The organism is Novosphingobium sp. LASN5T (genome assembly GCF_003856955.1).
GTDB lineage: Bacteria > Pseudomonadota > Alphaproteobacteria > Sphingomonadales > Sphingomonadaceae > Novosphingobium.
In genome coordinates, this window is record NZ_RQSI01000003.1 from 132,150 (window position 1) to 150,885 (window position 18,736).

Consider the following 18,736-nt stretch of genomic DNA (forward strand, 5'->3'; position numbering starts at 1 on the left):
AACGCGGAGAGTTCGTCAATGAAACTGATTCAGACGGTCGGCGCTGCCTGAACGCATGGTGGGGTGCCGCCGTTATCGCCGGACGCGTTGCACCGCCCGCATCAGCCGAGCTTCCACTCCCAGCCCAGCGGATCGCCGTCCATCGCCTCGACGCCCCGCGCCGCCAGTTCATCGCGCAGCGCGTCAGACTTCGCGAAGTCCTTGTCGGCGCGCGCGGCCTTGCGTTCGGTCAGAATGGTCTCGATCTCGACTTCGGCAATCTCCGCGCCCTTCGGCCGCAGCCGCAAGGCGGCGCGGTCGAGCGTGAGCAGGTCCAGCCCGAGTACCGCGTCCATCGCGGCGATCGCGGCCAGCTTCTCCGCCGGATCGACTTTCTTCAGCGCGATCAGCTCGTCCAGCACGGTCAGCGCGATGGGCGTGTTGAGATCGTCGGACACGGCGGCATCGAAGCGTTCGAGCAACGGCGCGAACTTCGGCCCCGGCGCCGCGGCCGGACCACCGGGTGCGCGCTCTTTCAGTTGCCCCACCGCCATCAGCATCCGCTTGAGCCGGGTCAACGCGGCGGCCAGCCCCTCCCACGAGAACTCCAGTTCGCTGCGATAGTGCGCCTGCAGGCACAGCATCCGGTAGGCGAGCGGGTGATAGCCCCGGTCGATCAGCAGTTGCAGCCGCAGGAACTCGCCCGACGACTTGGACATCTTGCCGGACCGTTCGACCAGGAAGTTGTTGTGCATCCACACCTTCGCGCCGGAATTGGCCGGCACGTCAAGCCCGTTGGTGCAGCAGAACGCCTGGTTCTGCGCGATCTCGTTAGGATGGTGGATTTCGCGGTGATCGATGCCGCCAGTGTGGATGTCGAACGGGAAGCCCAGCAGCTTGCCCGACATCACCGAGCATTCGAGATGCCAGCCCGGCGCGCCGCGTCCCCACGGCGAATCCCATTCCATCTGCCGCTTTTCACCCGGCGGCGTCTTGCGCCAAATGGCGAAATCGGCCTGGTGGCGCTTGCCGTCGACCTGTTCGATGCGTCCTTCGCCCTCTTCCGTGGCGGCGCGGGCCAGCCGGCCATAGTCCGCCACGGTCGAAACGTCGAAATACAGGCCGCTCGGCAGTTCGTAGCAGTGCTTGTCCGCGATGCCTTCGGCGAACGCGATCATCTGCGGCACATAGTCCGTGGCGATCGACCAGTGCGCCGGCTGGCGGATGTTGAGCGCGCGAATGTCGGCCCAGTAGGCTTCGGTATAATGCTTCGCGATGTCCCAGATGGATTGGGCGCTGGCGCGCGCCATCTTCTCCATCTTGTCCTCGCCCGCGTCCGCATCGTCGGTCAGGTGGCCGACATCGGTGATGTTGATGACGTGGGTGAGCCTGTAGCCCTTGTAGCTCAGCGTCCGCCCCAGCACGTCGGCGAAGACATAGGCGCGCATGTTGCCAATGTGCGGGTAGTTGTAGACCGTCGGCCCGCACGAATAGACCCGTGCCTCGCCGGGGTGGACCGGCTGGAATTGCTCAAGGCTGCGGGTCAGGCTGTTGAACAGCGTGAGCGGGGCGGATGGCGGGGTGGGTTGCATGGGCCATGCCCTTGCCCCGCCCCCCGCCATCCGGTCAAGCGTCTCCGTTCAGGCCTCGCCGCTCAAGCCCCGTCATTCAAGGCCGCGCGCAGTTTCCGCCCTCTTCGCGACACTGGCCGTCGCCCAGCAGGTCATCGTTGCCCGTGCCGGTCACCGGTTCGTCGATCAGCGGCGCGAAGCCCGGAGGGGTGATCTCGTTGATCTGCACCAGCGGGCTCTGCGTGAAGCTGTCGGCCGTGGGCACCGTGTTGGTGCCCGGAGGCGGATCGAGATAGGTGACGATCACGTTGCGCACGTCGCCATCGTCGACCCGCTTCGGCGTGCTGTCGCACGATCCCGGGTTGGCCAGCAGGCACCCGTTCACGGTGGAGCCGGTCGCAAAGGCGCCATTCACGGAAATCCGCGGAATGGCGGCAAGGCCGGTCTGACCGCCGACGATGCCGTTGATCGCGATCTGCGTGGGCGCCTGCGTCCCGCCCGCGCGGATGGTCAGCGTATCGACCACCAGCCCGCGCCGGTCGTCATAGGCGGTGCCGGCCGCCGTGTTCTGGACCAGGAACCGCTGGCCCACGCCAACATCCAGCGCGCCCGCCTCGATCACGGTGCGGCCGGCGGCTACGCCGTCGTTGGCGTCCAGCCGCTTGCTGATCGCACCGAGATCGGTGAGGTCCGCAATGGCTGTGCGCGCCGCGCCCGTCACCGCAACAAGGCTCGCGCCCGAAACGGACAACGTGCCCCCACGGCCCTGCCCTTCGAGCAGGCGGATCGAGCCGGTTGCCGCGTCGATGAACGTGCCACCGCTGGCGTCGATCGCCAGCGTATTGCCGGCCATGCCGTTCATCGTCACGGCGCCGCCGAACGAGGCCGTGCCCGTCGTAATCAGCCGCAAGGTGCCGGTCGCGCCGATCTGGCCATCCGTGGACACGCCGTTGGCCGCAACGGTGCTGCCGGCCATGCCGGTAAGCGTGCCGACCTGGAGCGAAGGTCCGGCATTGATCGTCAGATCGCCGCCCGAATGGATGTTGCCGAACTCCGCGTTGGACAGGCGATAGCCGGTCTGGCCGGTCAGCCCGTCGCCCAGCAACATGCCCGACTGGCCATTGTTGATCAGCGTGATCGCGGTGGTGCGCGCCGCTGTGCCAAGTACTGCTTGCGTGCCCAGATCGAGGTCGGCCGACCGGAACGTGATGGTCTGCCCCACCGCACGCTGACTGACCGCGATCAGCCCTTGCGCCGTCACGTCCAGCGCCGTGCCCGCATCGATGATGCCGCCACGGATGTCGCCACCGATCAGGGTGATCGAACCGGTCGCCTGCATCGTGCCGAAGGTCAGCGAGATCGGATCGATCAGGATGTTTCCGCCAGATGTTGCGCTGCCGATCCTCGCCGTATTCACCACTGTCAGCGTCAGGTTTCCACCGGCGGAAAGGCTGGTCACGTCAAGGTCGTGGGCGGTGCCCACCAGCGTCGTGCCCGCGCTGATGCCCGCGCCGGTGAGGCCGCCGGTGGCCGTCAGATTGACCGCGCCCGTCCCGGAAATCGTGCCGAGATCAAGCTCCGTACCGCTGATGGTGATGTTGCGCACGCCGGTCGTGGCGCCAAGCCGCACGCTGCCGCTGGACAGGAGATCGACATCGCCGTTGGACAGCACAGTGGAGCCGATCGCGATCGGGCCGGTAGCCGTGATCGCCGCATTCCCGCCGATCGACAGCGTATCGAGCACGGTGAAGGCACCCGGCGTCACGAAACGGGCCGTCGGCGCCGCATGGTAGCCGGTCAGCGTCCCGGTCGCGATCAGGCTGCCGGCAGCAATGTTTCCGCCAAAGCCCAGCCCGATGTCCCCGGCCGTGGCCTGCACGATCCCGTTGCCCGATAGATCGGTCGCGCCCGACAGGTTCAGCGATCCGGCGGTCAGGTTCGCGCCGGTGAGGACGATGCCCGCGCCGGTCGATTGCAAGTCTATCGTGTCAGCGATGTCGGCGGAGCCGCCGTCGAACGCTAGTGTGCCACTGGTACGGATGTCGAGCGTGCTGCCATTCAGCGTGCCTTCGCCCAGGAAGCCGAGAGGCGCGCCGCCCTCGCCCAGACCGATCGCGATGGCATTGGCCACGTTGACGTTGCCCAGGCAGATCGAGCCGGTTGCGCAAGCGCCCGGTTCGGGAGCGCTTGCGGGCGCGGACGGGGAGAGCACGTCGGCCGAGAAGTTGCCGCCGAAGAAGGACGCGCCCCGCGCATCGATCGTTTGCCCTTCGAGCCGGATATCCCCGCCTCCGGCGTCAACCGACGTACCGGCGCCGACGAACAGTGTCGTTGCCGGCACTGACGGCGGGTTGGTTGGCGGCGGGAAATTGGTGCCCGCCGAAAGCGTGATGCCCGGAGTGCCGCTGACCAGCCCACGAAGCGCGCCGCCCGCCTGGCGCTTCTGCCCGGACGTGCCGGTGTTCGCCAGCAGACTGTTGTTCTCGGCGATCCGGATATCGGCGCCACTGCCCATGTAAATGGTGGAGCCGGCGGTCACGCTGTTGCCAGCCGGCATCCGGATGTCCCGCCCGGCCCGGATGTCGACAAAATCGGACGCAGCGATGGTGCCACCGCCGTCATCCTCGCCCAGGATCACGTCGGCGGGGTTGGAAAAGCCGAAGGGCGTGCCCGCGTTGGCGGTAATCGTCAGACCGCTGGCGTTACGCAGCGTGATCGTGCCGATGGAACGCAAAAGGATGTCGCCATCAGCGAAATAGCCACTGTGCGCGCCGCCATCGATAAAGCCGGTGGCATAGATGTCGATATTGCCGCCAGCCTGCACCGTGGCCGTGTCCGACAGAGAGAAGCCATAACCGTTGTGCGTAAGGTCTCCATCGAACCGCAGCACAGCGCAGGACTGATCAGCGCAATCGATCGAATAGATCGAGGTAGTGCCGTAGACATTGGTCAGGCTGGAACTGCTGGCGTGGATGTAGCCGCCACCCCCGCCCGTGATGTCCAGGCCATAGCCAGCGTTGATGTTCAGCACGTCACCAATATCGATCACGCCACCCGACAGCGCCTGCAGGTTGACCGGACCGGCTCCCAGAAGCGTTAGCGAGCCGGCGACATTGATGCCTCCGCCATCTGTCACGATGGAAGCGGACGGATAGGCTCCATAGTAACCGGAGGCATCGACAAACAGCGACTGGAAGTCCAGCGTTGCCGCGTTTTCACCGCCGCGGTTCTCGATAAAGAAGGAACCGCTGCCCCCTTGTCCGGCATTGACCGGCGGCCCTTCGCCTCCCGGGTACACGAACTGGCCCGTGACGTTCACAGCCGTATTTCCGGCCGCGAAGCTGCTGACGCCGCCGCTCTCATCGGGGGCGACGAGCAACCGCACGGTTCCGCCCGACGAGGCATAGGCAAATCCATAGCCGGTATAGCCTGCCGCGCCCGCTGGAATCGGGTTCAACGGTGTACCGCCAGCCGGGCCGCCAGCGCCACCAAAGCCGCCCTGCGAATTGAACTGCGTGGTGCCAATGGCATTGAATGCGGTTTCGCCCAGCGTCAGGTTTCCACCGTAGAGGCTGACAGAAATCTGGCCACCGACACCTTCGCGATCTACGCCGCCATTACCCCCGTTTCCTCCGTTCCCGCCTATGGCGCTGTTGCTGGCACCATTCCCGCCATAACCACCGCCGCTGCCAAAGCCATTCGCCTCGAACGTGATCGATCCATCGACGCCCAGTTCGATCCGGCTGCCGATCTCGCTGGTGACAAAGATACCGCCGCCGGTGGCCACGCCGCCATCGCCGCCATCGCCGCCCCGCGCACCCGTGCCATCCTTGGCGTTGGAACCGCTGCCGCCGAAACCGGAAATCGCGCTCGCCAGGAACTTAGCGGTATACTCCTGGCCCAGGGAAACCTGTCCCCCCTGGGTGGCAACAAGGTTGATGGTGCCGCCCGTGGCGTCGCCGCCTGTGCCACCCCGCGCGCCGGCGCCGGTTGTCGCATCGGTGCCGAGCGAGCCTGCTCCATCGCCGCCCCATGCGCTCGCCTCGGCGGTGAAGCTGGTTCCCAGAAGCCGCGAACCTTCATCGCTCACGGTGAACGATACCGTCCCGCCGGTCGCCTGACCGCCATTGCCGCCCAGCGATGCACCGCTTTGTTGCGGGAAGATATCGCCCGCAGCGAAGCCCCCGCTACCGCCATAAGCGTTCGCCTCGATATACGAGCGGCCCAGATCGATCAGGCCACCATTGCGGACACTGATATCCAGGCTGCCGCCACTGGCATTCCCGCCCAATCCGCCGTTGGCGACCACGGTGCCACCGCTGAACCCGGCGTTGCCGCCCTGGCCACCATTGCCCCCTTGGCCGTCGGCTGAAAAGCCGTAGGTGCCCTCGCCACTGGTGAGCGTGAGCGACGATGGTCCGTTGATCGCCAGTACCGCGGAGCCGCCGTTGCCCGCGCCACCATTGCCGCCCGCGCCCGCCTGGTCGATCTGGCCCCCGCCTTGGCCACCCCGACCGCCGTACCCGTCGGCGTTGATGTTGACATTGTTGATGGTGGCGCCGGTCTGATTGCCCGATACATTCAGGGCGACCGCGCCTCCGGTTCCCATGCCGCCATTGCCGCCGGCGAACCCAAGGCTGCTCGATCCGCCATCGCCACCATCGCCCTCGGCGGAAAGGTATGGAGAGAACAGCGTGACGTTGCCGCCGGTGACATTGATGGTGGCAGATCCGCCCTGGCCATCACCGCCGCCGCCGCCGCTCGTTCCGCTGAGGCCCGACTGCCCGAACCCGTCGGCATTGACCGAGAACGTCTGATAGTTTCCGTCCAGCGTGCGCGACGTGAAATCCGATTCGATCGTGAGCGTGGCCGTGCCACCGACGGCATCCCCCCCGCGTCCACCGCCGCCGAACACGCCACCATAGCCGCCGGAACCACCGGAGCCGTAGTAATACGACGAGAAATCGCCCGGCAGGCCGCCGCGAGCTGAACTGTCGAGCAGGGTACGCGTGGCGTCGAACCGCCCCGCCCCGATGGTCAGTTCGACCGTGCCGCCCTGCGCCGCGCCGCCATCGCCGGTGATCAGACCGGCGTTCGCGGACGAACCACCGCTGCCGTATTGATAGATGTTTCCGCCCTGTCCGCCCTGGCCGGCCGCGGAAAGGGTAACTTCCAGGTTCGTTGGGTTGTCTGGATCGTCTGGCAGGTCGATCAGATCGCCCCCGTTCACCAGCAGCGATACCGTGCCACCCTGACCATAGCCACCCGTGCCGCCCTTGCCGGGCGCAGTATCCACCGTTCCGCCCTGGCCATAGCTTTCGGTGGAATAGCCATCGAAATAGTCGGTATTGCCTTCGGCCCGCAGCACGACCGCATTGCTGGCGAGCGAGCCGCCGTTGAGCGTCAGGCTGGCATTGCCGCCCACGCCGGCGCCGCCGTTGCCAGCGTCGATCCCGGCATAGGAGTCCTGATACGAACCCGCCCCGCCGCGTCCGCTCGCCTCGATCGTGAGGCTGGCAATGCTGGACGTGCCGCCGATGACGGTGAGCGAAGCGGTGCCGCCCGTACCCGCCCCGCCATCGACCGGGGTGGTCAAGCCATAACTGTCGCCCTGCCCGCCAAAGCCGTTGGCCGAGATGGTCAGTGTATCGATCGTCGCGGTGCCGTCGTTGATCGTGAATTCGGTCGTCCCGCCAACGCCTTCGCCCCCGTGCGGATGGCCGGAGGAAGGCGGAGCAGCGAATGCCGAAACCGTGCCGCCGGACAAGGCCGCGAAACCGAGATTGCGCACGGCGGTGCCAAGGCTGTCAAGCGTGACCGATCCCGCCGTCAGCGAAGCGTTGAAGCCATCGAGCGAGAGGGACACATGCCCGCCGGTGCCAAGGCCCGACCGCGCACCTCCGCCATAGTTGTACCCCGCATAGCCGGAGGACGTAAGCGAAAGGGAATCCGTCGAAAGCGACGAATCCTCGATCTGCAACGTGATGTCGCCCGCGGTGCCGTTGCCGGCGCCGTCCAGATCCTCCGCGCCGGTTGCTTCGGTGGATGCGCTGAGCGCGCCAGAGAGAGCAATGGCGCTGCCACCGCTGGCCGTGATGGAGATGTTGCCCGAAACGGCATCCGTGGCGGCGCTGCTCGTCCCGCTCGCACGAGCGCTGGCCGAAAAGTAAGACGAATCGATCGTGCTCGCGCCGCTGACGTTCACCACGATGTCACCGGTGCGCGATGCGCCCGCGAACGGAGACGTGCTATACGTCTCGAGCGAGATACCCTGCGGCGTATCCAGCGTGGAACCGTTGGTCAGAGACAGCCGCAGAGTGTTCGGGCCTATGGGCTGGCCGGTCTGCGGGTTGACGGCGCCTGCAGTCCCAGCTGCGGTGCTGTACAGCGACAGGCCGTAGTTCGAAGCATCATCGAATGTCAGATGCGCGGCATCCAGCGTGAGCGAGACATCGCCGACGGCAGCGGATTTGCTAGCCGAGGCATCGTTGGACAGGCTGAGTCCGCCCAGGCTGAAACTGCCGTTGGCGAAGCTGGCGGAAACGCTTCCGGTGCGGGCATCGTAGAGGACGTTGTCGCTTCCCAGCGCGGTGCTGGAGCCGGCTTCCAGGAACGTGGCGCCGGCCGCGAAGATGCCATCCGCCACGTTCAGCGAAACGTTGCCCGCGCTCGACCCCGCGCCCGCGACCGGAAGCGTATAGATGTAATAGCTAGACGGGCTGTCAGGCCTGCCCAGCGCTTGCAACCGCAGCCACTGCCGATCGCCATCCGGGCCGATCTCCACGCTGGAATTGACGCCGCTCTGCGTGAAACTGATGGTCCCGGCGTCGGAACGGCCGAAGTTCAACGCTCCCGCGCCACCATAGGCGTTGGCAGCCAGAAGCGCCTGGCCAGTCACGGCAAGCTGGCCATTGGTGATCGTGGTGGTGATCGAGCCGCCACTGGCTTCCTTGCCGGTGCTGCCCGCCAGGAATTGCTGCGGATTCTGGGGATCGAATTCGATGCCACCCTTGCCCGAAACGTCCACGTTGAGATCGCTGCCGACCGCCAGACGCCCCCCGCCGGTGAGGGTTATGGTCGCCGAGCCGCCAACCGGGCCGGTCGTGGCGTCGATCTCCAGAATGCCGCCGGTGCTGATCTGGTGGCCCGCCGCGGCCGAAAGCCCGACCGCGTTGCGCGCGCGCAGGGCGACGAGCTGGGTGGACTGGAAGTTCGTGGACGAGGCGGTGGCATCGACATCGATGCGGTCGCTGGCCGTCGCGAGGACCTGGTTGGACGTGGTGAGCCCGGAGACGGATATCCGCCCGCCCGCTGCCGCCGGAGTCGCGGGGAAGTTCACGTTTCCGCCCGACACGTTGTAACCGGCGGACAGCGTGATCGTGCCATCGATTTCGCTGTTGGCGGCAACGGCGGGCGCATAGCCCAGCGAACCCGACACCAGCATCGTGGTCACATCGTTCTTGGGCACGGTGACCAGATAGATCCCGTGGTAGGGATCGCTGAAGGTAGCGGCCGCACCGGTGGTGGTGCCGGTATGGACCACGCCGTTGGCATCGGTGGTGCCGGTATCGACCGTGATGTTGAACAGGCCGTTGTTCACCGTCAGCGTCGCGGCTTCGGCCCCGACATAGGCGACCGCCCCGTTGGCGCTGACCGTGCCGCCCTGCACCACGCGTGGCGCAACCAGCGCCACATAGCTGCCCGGCGCCACCGTGGTGATCTGCGCGCCATTCTGCACCGTGATCGAAGCGCCGGCATTCGGCGCCTGCCCCAGGGTGATCGCGCCGTTCGCTCCCGCGAACTTCTGCCCATCGGGATTGCCGGTATTGATCGTCACCGGGCTGGCCGTCAGCAGCAGGCTGCCGACGTTGAACGCGCCAGAGGAGCCGACCACCCAGCCGGTCGGGTTATAGAACCAGATGCGGCCGGCATCGCCGGAATTGACCGTGCCGTTGATCTGCAACGGCGATGCCCCCGCCGCGGACGAGCTCACACGGTTGAGCACGGTATAGGCGCCGGAAACACTGGTATCGGCATTGAAGGTCAGCGTGTTGCCGGTGGGCAGGAACACCCCGCCCGCGTCGGTCGCCGTCCAGTCCACCAGCGCGTCGTGCGCGTTCACGGTGATCGTGTCGCTGCCGGCCGCACGGACCGGCGCGTTGGCCCCGAATACGACCGTGGGCGCGCCATTGACGGCTTGAGCCCAGGCCGGCCCGGCCAGCGGAATGGCGTTGATGATCAGCGCCGCCGCGCCGGTCGATGCGCCGGCGAGCAGCTTCTGAAGAACCCGGCGCGTGCCGGCCTTGCGGGAAGCCGGAGCGTTGCGCCCCGCGTGGAGTGCCGATTGAACCATGGCCTTGCCTTCCGTTCGCATCTGGAACGCCCCCTTCACAGCCGCCACGGGGCGAGCTGGATCGAAAGATTGATCAGGAAGCGGACATCACCCTTGACCTTCTGCAGCACCGTATCGCGCAGCGGCACCGCCACCACGCCATCGACCCGCACCGCGTCGAACAGCGTGGCGCGCACGCCTGCGCCGGCCGAGAACAGCCGTTGCGGATCGGGCACCCCGGCTACCTTGTCGCGGTTCCAGATCCACGCCGCATCGAAGAAGGCATAGGGCTGGAACGCCGGCTTGCCGGGTTCCTTGGGAAATTGCGATCCGATCCGCAGTTCCGTGCGCAGCCCGATGCCGCTGTCGCCGATGGCCGCCCCCGGATCATACCCGCGCCCGACCGTGTAGTTGCCGCCGGAGAACTGTTCGTAGGACAGCAGGTTGTCGAACGCGTATTGCGCGCGCGGCGCCACCGCGATCGTGACATTGCGGACCGGGCGATAATCGAACTCGCCCGAAGCGCGGATCAGCGACCCTTCGGGATCGCCGCTGAACCGGCTGGGCGTGACCGCGCCGCAAGCCGCCAGCGACAGGCCGGCGCAGCTCTTCGTGGCGTCGAGGATCGACAGGCCGTGCCGCGCCTCGACCGACAGCCCCCAGTTCCAGTGCGGTTCATAGGGGGTGAAGCCATCGCGGCCGAGCAGGCTCTGGCGTGAAAGCCCGTTCAGGTCGAGCCGCACGAAGGCAACTCTCAGCCGGTCCTCGTTGAAGCGGATCGCACCGAAATCGACCTGCTGGTTGATCAGATCCAGCCCGCCCGAAGCCGACAGGTTGAACGCCTGCCGCCGCACGAACGGATAGCGCGCCTCCAGCGAGGCGACCAGCGTGCGCGAATGGAACTGGCTGGCCCCCACGGTGGTGGGATTGGTCCAGGCATAGGTGAAATCCCCGCGCAGCGTGAAGCCTTCGCCGCCCAGCCGCATCTCGTGCCCGATCTGCAGCACTTTCTGTTCGCGGAATTCGGGCGTGGCGAAGAAGCTGACTGTGGTGGTATCGCCAAGCCCCGTCAGCCCGTTGAACTGCGCGCGCAACAGGCCATTGAACCGGCCGACCGCCTTCGAGCCGAAATTCTGGACCGAGAAATCGGCATAGACCGGCGTGCGCCGGACCGAGACTTCGCCGATCACCTCGCCCGGCGCGCCATCCACCGGGCGCAGCGCCAGCCGCACGTCCAGCCCCGGCACGTCCTTGGCCAGCAACAGGTAGCGTTCCGCCTGATAGGTGTTGAACACCGGCTCGGCAGTCAGCTTGTTGAGATAGCGCAGCAGCGCGCCTTCGGATGCGCCCGCATCGCCCTTGATCTGGATGCGCGAAAGATGCGCCAGCAGCACGTCCAGCCTGACGTTGCCATCGGTGATCTTCTGCGGCGGCACCTGCACCGCCGCTAGATAGCCGGCGCCGCGCAGCTTGGTGGCGGCGCGATCGCGGATGTCGCAAATGATCGAAACCGGCTGGTCGGTGCCGACATACTCGCGGTAGCTGTCGGACAGGTCCATGCCCGGGAGCTTGTCCATGCCCGCGAACGTCACGCTCGACAGCTTGAGGCGGATGCCGGCGAAATCGGGCGAAGACAGCGGACACGGCGCGCGCTCGACCGCCGACGTGTCGACCGCGACCGGCCCGCTCTTGTTCAGCGTGCCTTCGGCTACGCCACGTTCGATTTCCTCGCGCGTGGGCGGCTGCGCGCCGACGGGCGCGGGCGGCGGCACCGCCTGTGCCAGTGCCTGCCCGGCGGGAACGAGAAGCACCGCGGCCAGCGCGGCCGACAGGACTCTGCCTCCGCCGGCAGGCCGGCGGACAGCAGCGGAAACAGGCTCGCTCCCGAACGGGCGCGCTGCGACGTAATCGGGCATCCGATCCGTAACTCCATCAGGCGCGACCCTGTTATGATTATCGGTTGTCAAATAGTGGCGTGATCCGGCCTCGTGCCGCCCATGCCGTGGTTTTCAATGCAGGAGCAATCCCCTGCCTATCCTTGTGCAGCCCCGTCAAGCTGTTCGAGGCTGGCGGCCAGCCAATCGAACTGGGCCTTGCACCCGTTGTCGAGCAGCAGCGTTCCCAGCGAGGCGGCGTCAGCCGGCACCGCTTCCGGGTCCAGCATCACCACCTCGAAGTCCACACCCTTGTTCGGATCGCCTTCTTCCGCAACCCGGTAACTGTGCCCGTCGAACAATTCCACCTGCGCCCGTGGCCAGGCGACCCCGGCCGTCCGGCTCGGCAGGGCGACCCGCACGGTACCGCCGCCGGCGCTTTCCCCCAGCCAGACAAACCGCCGGGCTTCGGACGCCTTGCGCCACAGATAAAGATCGCTGCCGCGCGGCAGACATACCCGCCCGCCCTGGTCGATATCGGCCAGCCAGATGCTGACCGGGATGGGTTCAGCTGCTTGCCCGCCTTCACCGCCCTGCGCCGGCAATCCACCGCGCACCGCGCCGGCACGCACCGACACCGGATTGCTGAGCGAGCGCGCCAGCAGCGCCGCCGAGCCGGCATCACGGCTGGCCAGCGTGTTCATCGCGAAACTGCCCGCCCCGCGCAACACCCGCGTTCCCGCGCGATCCAGCACGGTCACCACGTCGCCGGCGCGCAAGGTCACGGTCGCCCCGGCGGGCAGCCGCTTCCCCGGCGGATAGCTGACCGCCGAAGGACCGGTCGATCGCACCACCACCACCTGCGCCAGCGCCATGCCGGACACCGAAAGCCCCAGCGCCAGCACAGTGGCCGCGATCGCGGATTTCAGCCTGCCTGTTTTCAGCCTGCCCATCGTGCCTGCCCCCTTCATCCGCCCGACGCCTGCGGTGCGGCGGAATTGGCGATGACGTCAAGTTGCGCGTTGCAGCCGTTGTCCGCAAACACCGATGCCACGGCCATGTCCTCGGATGGGACACTCGCCAGCAGTTTCAGCCGGATATTCACGGTCGGGCCGACCGGGTTGCTGAAGGTATAGCTCTGCCCGTCCACCACCGGCACTGACGCCACCGGCCAAAGCTTCAGCGCGCTGCCGGCCTTCCAGGCGACGTCGGCCATCGAACCATCGGCGGAGAGCAACTTGCCCGCGCCTTCGCTCGCGCGATTGGGTCGCCAGAGGACCAGCGCGGTCGGATCGGCCACGCAGAACGTGCCGCCCTTGCTGACATCGACATACCATACGCTATCGGGCGCGTTCGCTTCCGCGGTCGATGCCGCCAGTGGCGCGCCGCGCACCGCCCCCGTCCGCACACGGGCGCCGGGGGTCCGCACGGTCAGGCTGGCAAGCGCGCTGCCCGCCGTTTCGTCGCGGTTGATCGCGCCGTTGAGCGCGAAGGAACCAGGACCGGACAGCACCCGCGTGCCGGCCTTGTCGAGCACCGTCAGCCGATCGCCCGCGCGCAGCGTGACGCTGGCGTTGGCGGGCAGCTTGCGCCCTTGCGGATATTCGGCGGCGGAAGGCCCGGTCGATCGCACGACGATCGCCTGGGCCAGCGCGGAACCGGCCGAAAACAGGCATCCCGCAGCCATCAGCCCCGCGACGACGGCCTTGCGCGTCTTCGTGTCAGCCAAGGACATAACTTTCTCCCTTATGCGTATGCTGCAATCTCTGGAGGAGATTGAGCACTGCATCGTCTGAATGCGCCATTTCCAGCAGCTTGTCTGTGAGTCCAAGCACACGGTCGCTGTCCCCGGCGTCGTGCGCGGTTATCAGATCGGCCACCGCCGCGCGTTCCGCGGCGGGCATGTCGGGCAGCGGTTCGAACACGTCGACCGGCGTGGCGCGACCGCGCAGCGTGATCGTTCCCATCGGGCGGAACCAGTCCAGCCCGGATCGCTCCATCGCCGCCCGGCTGACCAGAACAGTGGTGTCCAGCGGCTTGTTGGCGCCTTCCAGCCGCGCGGCGGTGTTCATGGCATCGCCCAGTGCGGTGTACTGGATGCGGCCTTCCCCGCCGAAGTTACCGACGATCGCCTCGCCATAATGCAGCCCCACGCGGGTGCGGCCGATCCGGGGCACGCCTTCGGGCACGTTCTTGCGAAATTCCTCGCCGGCCAGATACATCGCGTAGGCCGCGCGGACGGCACGCTCGCCATCGTCGGGATAGGCGATCGGCGCGCCCCAGAACGCCACCACGGCATCGCCGACGAACTTGTCCAGCGTGCCACCATATTGCAGGACCACCGCGCTCAGGCGGTCGAGATAATCGTTGAGCAGCCGGGCGATCACTTCGGGTTCGACCGCGTGAGTCAGTTTGGTGAACCCTTCGAGATCGCTGAACAGGCAGAATATCTCACGCTTTTCGCCGTGCAGCGACAGCCGTTCGGGATTGCGCATGATTTCCGAAGCGACCGAGCGCGGCAGATACTTGCCCAGCGCCCCTTGCGCGAATTCACGCTGTGCGGCGTTGATGGCGCGCAGCGCCGCGCTGATCGCGGTATAGGCAATCAGCCAGCCAACGAGCCAGCCCATCGCGGGCATCCGCAGCGTATCCATCCCCGCCCGCTCGATCAGGAACGGCAGCCCCAGGAACAGGCCGAATTGCCCGATCACCGCCAGCGCCAGCAGCCAGGTGCGCGTGCGCACCGCCGCCGTCACCGCGCCGAGGCCCACCGCCAGCAGCGCCGCCAGCACCTTGATGGCCACCGGCGGCGGCAGCGTCAGCGCCTTGTCGAGCAGTTGGGCCAGCATGCTGGCATGGACTTCCACGCCGATCATGCGGGTTTCGCCGGTCACCGGGTTGCCGGTGCGGGTGAAGGGCGTATCGAACTGGTCGAAGTCCGAGAAATCGCCACCGATCAGAATATAGCGCCCCTTGATCGCATCGGCGACCAGCGGCGCGGTTTCCGGATCGGCCAGCAGGTCGATCGGGATCTTGTCGAATACCGGGCGGTCGCTCGCCGTCGGGGACCGGAAACGGATCGGCCCCATGTACGTCGCAAAGCGCGGATCGGCATCCCCTGCCACATGCTGCGTCATCGCCACCGAAAGCAGCGGCGGCAGCCCCGGATACTGCATGGGCCACGCCCGCGCGACGCCATCGTTGTCGGTTTCCAGCAGGATGCTTGCCGGCTTCACGTTTGCGGTCTGCGCCGCCGAGATGAAGCGGCGCAGGTCCTGCTCCTGCTCATAGGTGATCGCGTCGCGATTGGTCCGGTTGTCGGCATAGGCCAGGAAGACCGGTGTCTTCATGCCTTTCAGCGTCGACTGGAGCAGTGGGTCATCGTCCTGCGGCGAATCGAACAGGATGTCGATGCCCACGCCTTTCACCCCGATGCGGTCGATCTGGGCGAGCGCTTTGGCAAGGATGGTGCGATCGACCGGCGATATCTGCCCCGTGGCGCGGTTGGTATCGGCGGTATAGACGACCATGGCGATGCGCTTGTCAGGGTCGACGCGCGGCGCGAAGTTGGCCGCCCGAATATCGTAGAGCGCGCTTTCCGCATCGCGCAGCAGCGGAATTTGCCAACTGAACAACGCCGCGAACAGCGCCGTCGCCAGCAGCAGCACCGCCACGGCCACACGCTGGCGGCCAAGCTGCGCCACGCCGCGCCGAAAGCGGCGGCCCCAGTCAGACACGTCCATCAAGGCCGATTTCGCCTCCGGCATCCGCTTACCGGACTCTTCCGGCGGCGGTTCCGGAACCGGCACCCGCCGGCGCCGCATCGCGCAGCAATGGCCGCGCCGCATCGCCGATCACCGCGAAGCCCGCCCAGTAATAAGGGTGCGAGGTATCGACATCGTCCATCAGCTTGCGCTGGGCTTTCAGCAGCGCCTCGCCCGAGCTTTCGCCCGGCACCGCCTCGAACAGCCCACCGATCAGGCGGGTCGTGGCCATGAAGTCATCGGGGGCGGGCCAATGGCTGGCCAGCACGGCGCGTCCGCCGGCACCGATGAACGCGCGCACCAGGCCTTCCAGCGCCGATCCGCCGCCGGTCGCCAGACCGGTTTCACGCGTTACGCTGATGTCGGCCTGCCCGGCCGTGTCGCAGGCGGACAGTATCACCAGATCGGCATCGAGCTTGAGATCGAAGATCTCCGAGAAGCTGAGCAAGCCATCGGAGCCGGCCGGACCGAACGAGGTCAGCAGCGCGGGCCGGGTCGGGCAATCGTCCCGCGGAGGTGTAACCAGCCCGTGCGTGGCGAAATGCAGGATACGGAAATCGGCCAGATCGCGCCGCGCCTTGATCGCGGTGTCGGAGAACGCCGCGCCGATCATCAGATCGGTGCCTTCGTTGCGCAGCACCTTCTGTGCGCTGACCAGTTCCTCCTGCGAAATCGGCCGGTTCCACGCGGCCAGCGGCCAGTCGCAGCCGCTGCGGTCCATCTCCGCCTCCATGCCGCGCATCCGCGCCACCTGGATCGCCCCTGCCCCGGACACCGTGGCATTGTGCCCCAGCCCGAGATAGGCTGAATGCGCCTTCGACAGCGGCTGTTTGCGCGACTCCATGAAGGACCGCGCTGAAACCGACGTGGACACGATGCGGTCACGCCCAAGCCATGCCACCCCGCGCATGTCGAACGGATCGCCTGCGGGATTGTCCGCCTGCTTCTGATAGGCGGCGAGCGAGGCGTCATCGGTGATGAGCAGGTTCGCCGGCAGACTGAGCAGCGCCCCGTCCGGCTCGAAGATCAGGTGATGCACCGAGGCCATGTCGGCAGCGACAGGATCGAACAGCGCGCGATAGACGCCGCGTGCGTCCTTCACGTCGAACGGATTGGTCACGTACTGGCGGCCATCGAACTTGGAGATCGAATCGCGCATCCGCGCGACCGCTGCCTGGATCTCGCCGCCGGTCATGGGCACGCGATAGGCGACCGCCTTGTCCTTGGTGGCGAAGTACACGAACACGTCCGGCCCCAGCGCGGCCATCTTCACATAGGCTTCACCCGGTGCCAGCCCCGCCTTGAGCTCGGCTTCGGGAATGGCGCGCTGAGACACCACGCGATAGCGCGCGAACGCGGCAAGCTGGACGACGGTGGTCTGCTCCTGCGCCTCCAGATCCTGGATCATCTGCTGCGCCTGCGCGATTTCGTCCTTGCGGGACGCGGCGTCCTCCAGCCGCTGCAGCGCGGCGAACTGCATCCGCGCGCGTTCGATCGAGCGGCCAAGGCTGACCGACTGGCGGAACAGCCGCGCGGCATCGTCGCTGCCCGCCGACAGCTCGCGCGACAGCACCGCCTGGGTTTCGGCCACGCCGGGGCGGACAATGATCTGCGACGCGGCGAGGAAATCACCGCTCGCCGCCGGATCGGTGCCCATGCGCGCGACCAGCATGTCGAGATAGGGCGACATCTGGCGCGAGAGACCGGACAGGCCGTTGCGCCGCTCGATCGAGCGGGCCACGACATCATGATAAAGCTTAAGCGCCTCGTCCTGCTTGCCGTGGCGCGTTAGGAAGGACGCGAGCCGGGCCTGCGTGACGGCCAGGCTGCGCGTATCGGGGTACTGGACGCCGACGATGTCCATCGCTCCGCGCAGCAACGCCTCGGCGGAGGCAAGCTTCCCCTCGCTCTCGTCGATCGCGGCCAGCTCGGTCATCATCTGCGAACGCATCCGCACGATCGAGACCACACGGCCATTGCGGATCGCGATGGCGCGCTCCAGCCCCTGCCGCAGCGCTTGCCGCGCATCGTCATTGCGCCCGAGCAGACGCAGCGCCGATCCCTTCAGGTGCAGAGCCTGCGCATCGAGAATCAGGGAGCGTTCGTCCTCGGTCAGCTTGAGGTCGTCGACCATGCCGATCGCGCTGGCGGAATTGTCGGAGGAATTCACCCGTCGCGCCACCGATGGCGTCAGTTCCATCCGCTCGCGCAGTGCGTCCGCGCCGGTCGCTCCGATCGTCCGCAAGGGCACGCCCAGCCGGTCGAGCGCTTCGGCGTATTTCTCGCGGTTGAGCAGGTGGATCGCTTCATAATTGCGGCGCAGGCGCTCGACCGCAGCGGTGCCTGCCGGCATGGCGTCAGCGCGCGTGAACAGCGCCTCCGCTTCGGCGAACTGGCCAAGGTTGGAGCGTTGCAGCGCCGCGTTCACGAGAAATTCGACGCGATCGATCGGCACATCGCCTTGCGACGCCTGCCGCTGGTCCAGCGTTTCGAAATAGGCGGCAGCATCGGCATAGTCGCCCGAATTGTTCCGGCGATAGCCTTCGGCCAGGGCCGTGGCGGGATCGAGCGTGAGCGCCTGGATGCGGGCATAGGCTTCGGAATCGTCGATCGACGTCGTGGCGACCTCGATCGGTTCGTCCAGCGCCTTGTCCGCCATGATCGACCGGACCGCCAGCGAAAGTGCGCCGTGATACGCCGAGAAACCCTCTACGATATAGGTCACCTTGCCGCGATCGGCACGCAAGACTTCGTAACCGAGTTCGGGCGAGCGCCAGCGGCAGTCCTCGCGCGACCAGGAAGCCGGCGCGGCCGGCAGGGCGCCCGTGCAATCGACCGAGGCGCGGCGCCGCTCCGCCAGCCGCACGGCGGGATCGCCTGCATTGTTCCGCAGCGCGAAGACATAGCCGACGGGCAGCGCCGAATCGCGGCACACGATCGCCCACGTCCGGTCGAACGCGCCGGCGTTGGCGCTATCCCCGGTGCGTGACTGTACCTGGCACAGCGCGCTTCCGCCGCCGCTTCCCAGCGGGAAGCTGTCCCTGAGCAACAAGGAGTCGCCCTGTGCCTGGGCCGTGCCGCCAGCAAACAGGCCGCAACCTGCCACGCCCAGCAACAGCGCCTTCAGCGCCGCCTTGACTCCGCGTGCGGCGCCAGTCGCCGCTCCTGCCGAATGATACCGCATATGCGCTCCCCATGGCCGGACGGCTGCCGCCG

At 67.1% G+C, this 18,736-nt stretch carries 7 protein-coding genes; all 7 read right to left on the reverse strand.

Annotated features, from left to right (window positions below):
- Positions 1–101 precede the first annotated feature (101 nt).
- Positions 102–1,571, reverse strand: a complete 1,470-nt coding sequence (gene cysS, locus EH199_RS04100) for a cysteine--tRNA ligase (RefSeq protein ID WP_124807989.1) — start codon at positions 1,569–1,571, stop codon at positions 102–104.
- Positions 1,572–1,647: 76 nt separating this feature from the next.
- Positions 1,648–9,903, reverse strand: a complete 8,256-nt coding sequence (locus EH199_RS04105; protein ID WP_124807990.1) for a hypothetical protein — start codon at positions 9,901–9,903, stop codon at positions 1,648–1,650.
- A 35-nt stretch (positions 9,904–9,938) separates the two neighbouring features.
- On the reverse strand, positions 9,939–11,798 hold the full coding sequence (locus EH199_RS04110) for a ShlB/FhaC/HecB family hemolysin secretion/activation protein (protein WP_124807991.1): 1,860 nt from the start codon (positions 11,796–11,798) through the stop codon (positions 9,939–9,941).
- Between the two features lie 116 nt (positions 11,799–11,914).
- Positions 11,915–12,709, reverse strand: coding sequence for a hypothetical protein (locus tag EH199_RS04115; protein WP_124807992.1), 795 nt, complete (start codon positions 12,707–12,709; stop codon positions 11,915–11,917).
- Between the two features lie 14 nt (positions 12,710–12,723).
- Positions 12,724–13,485: a hypothetical protein gene (locus tag EH199_RS04120; RefSeq protein WP_124807993.1), complete on the reverse strand. Its 762-nt coding sequence runs from the start codon at positions 13,483–13,485 to the stop codon at positions 12,724–12,726.
- Complete coding sequence (locus tag EH199_RS04125) at positions 13,478–15,499, reverse strand: adenylate/guanylate cyclase domain-containing protein (protein ID WP_124808057.1); 2,022 nt, start codon at positions 15,497–15,499, stop codon at positions 13,478–13,480. Before EH199_RS04125 ends, EH199_RS04120 begins: the two co-directional genes overlap by 8 nt.
- 28 nt (positions 15,500–15,527) lie before the next feature.
- Positions 15,528–18,704: a CHAT domain-containing tetratricopeptide repeat protein gene (locus EH199_RS04130; protein ID WP_124807994.1), complete on the reverse strand. Its 3,177-nt coding sequence runs from the start codon at positions 18,702–18,704 to the stop codon at positions 15,528–15,530.
- Positions 18,705–18,736 lie beyond the last annotated feature (32 nt).

Bases quoted from the DNA above. Each gene is read 5' to 3' on its own strand.
- cysS (WP_124807989.1), bottom strand. From the start codon at position 1,571: ATGCAACCCACCCCGCCATCCGCCCCGCTCACGCTGTTCAACAGCCTG.
- EH199_RS04105 (WP_124807990.1), bottom strand. From the start codon at position 9,903: ATGGTTCAATCGGCACTCCACGCGGGGCGCAACGCTCCGGCTTCCCGC.
- EH199_RS04110 (WP_124807991.1), bottom strand. From the start codon at position 11,798: ATGCCCGATTACGTCGCAGCGCGCCCGTTCGGGAGCGAGCCTGTTTCC.
- EH199_RS04115 (WP_124807992.1), bottom strand. From the start codon at position 12,709: ATGGGCAGGCTGAAAACAGGCAGGCTGAAATCCGCGATCGCGGCCACT.
- EH199_RS04125 (WP_124808057.1), bottom strand. From the start codon at position 15,499: ATGGACGTGTCTGACTGGGGCCGCCGCTTTCGGCGCGGCGTGGCGCAG.
- EH199_RS04130 (WP_124807994.1), bottom strand. From the start codon at position 18,704: ATGCGGTATCATTCGGCAGGAGCGGCGACTGGCGCCGCACGCGGAGTC.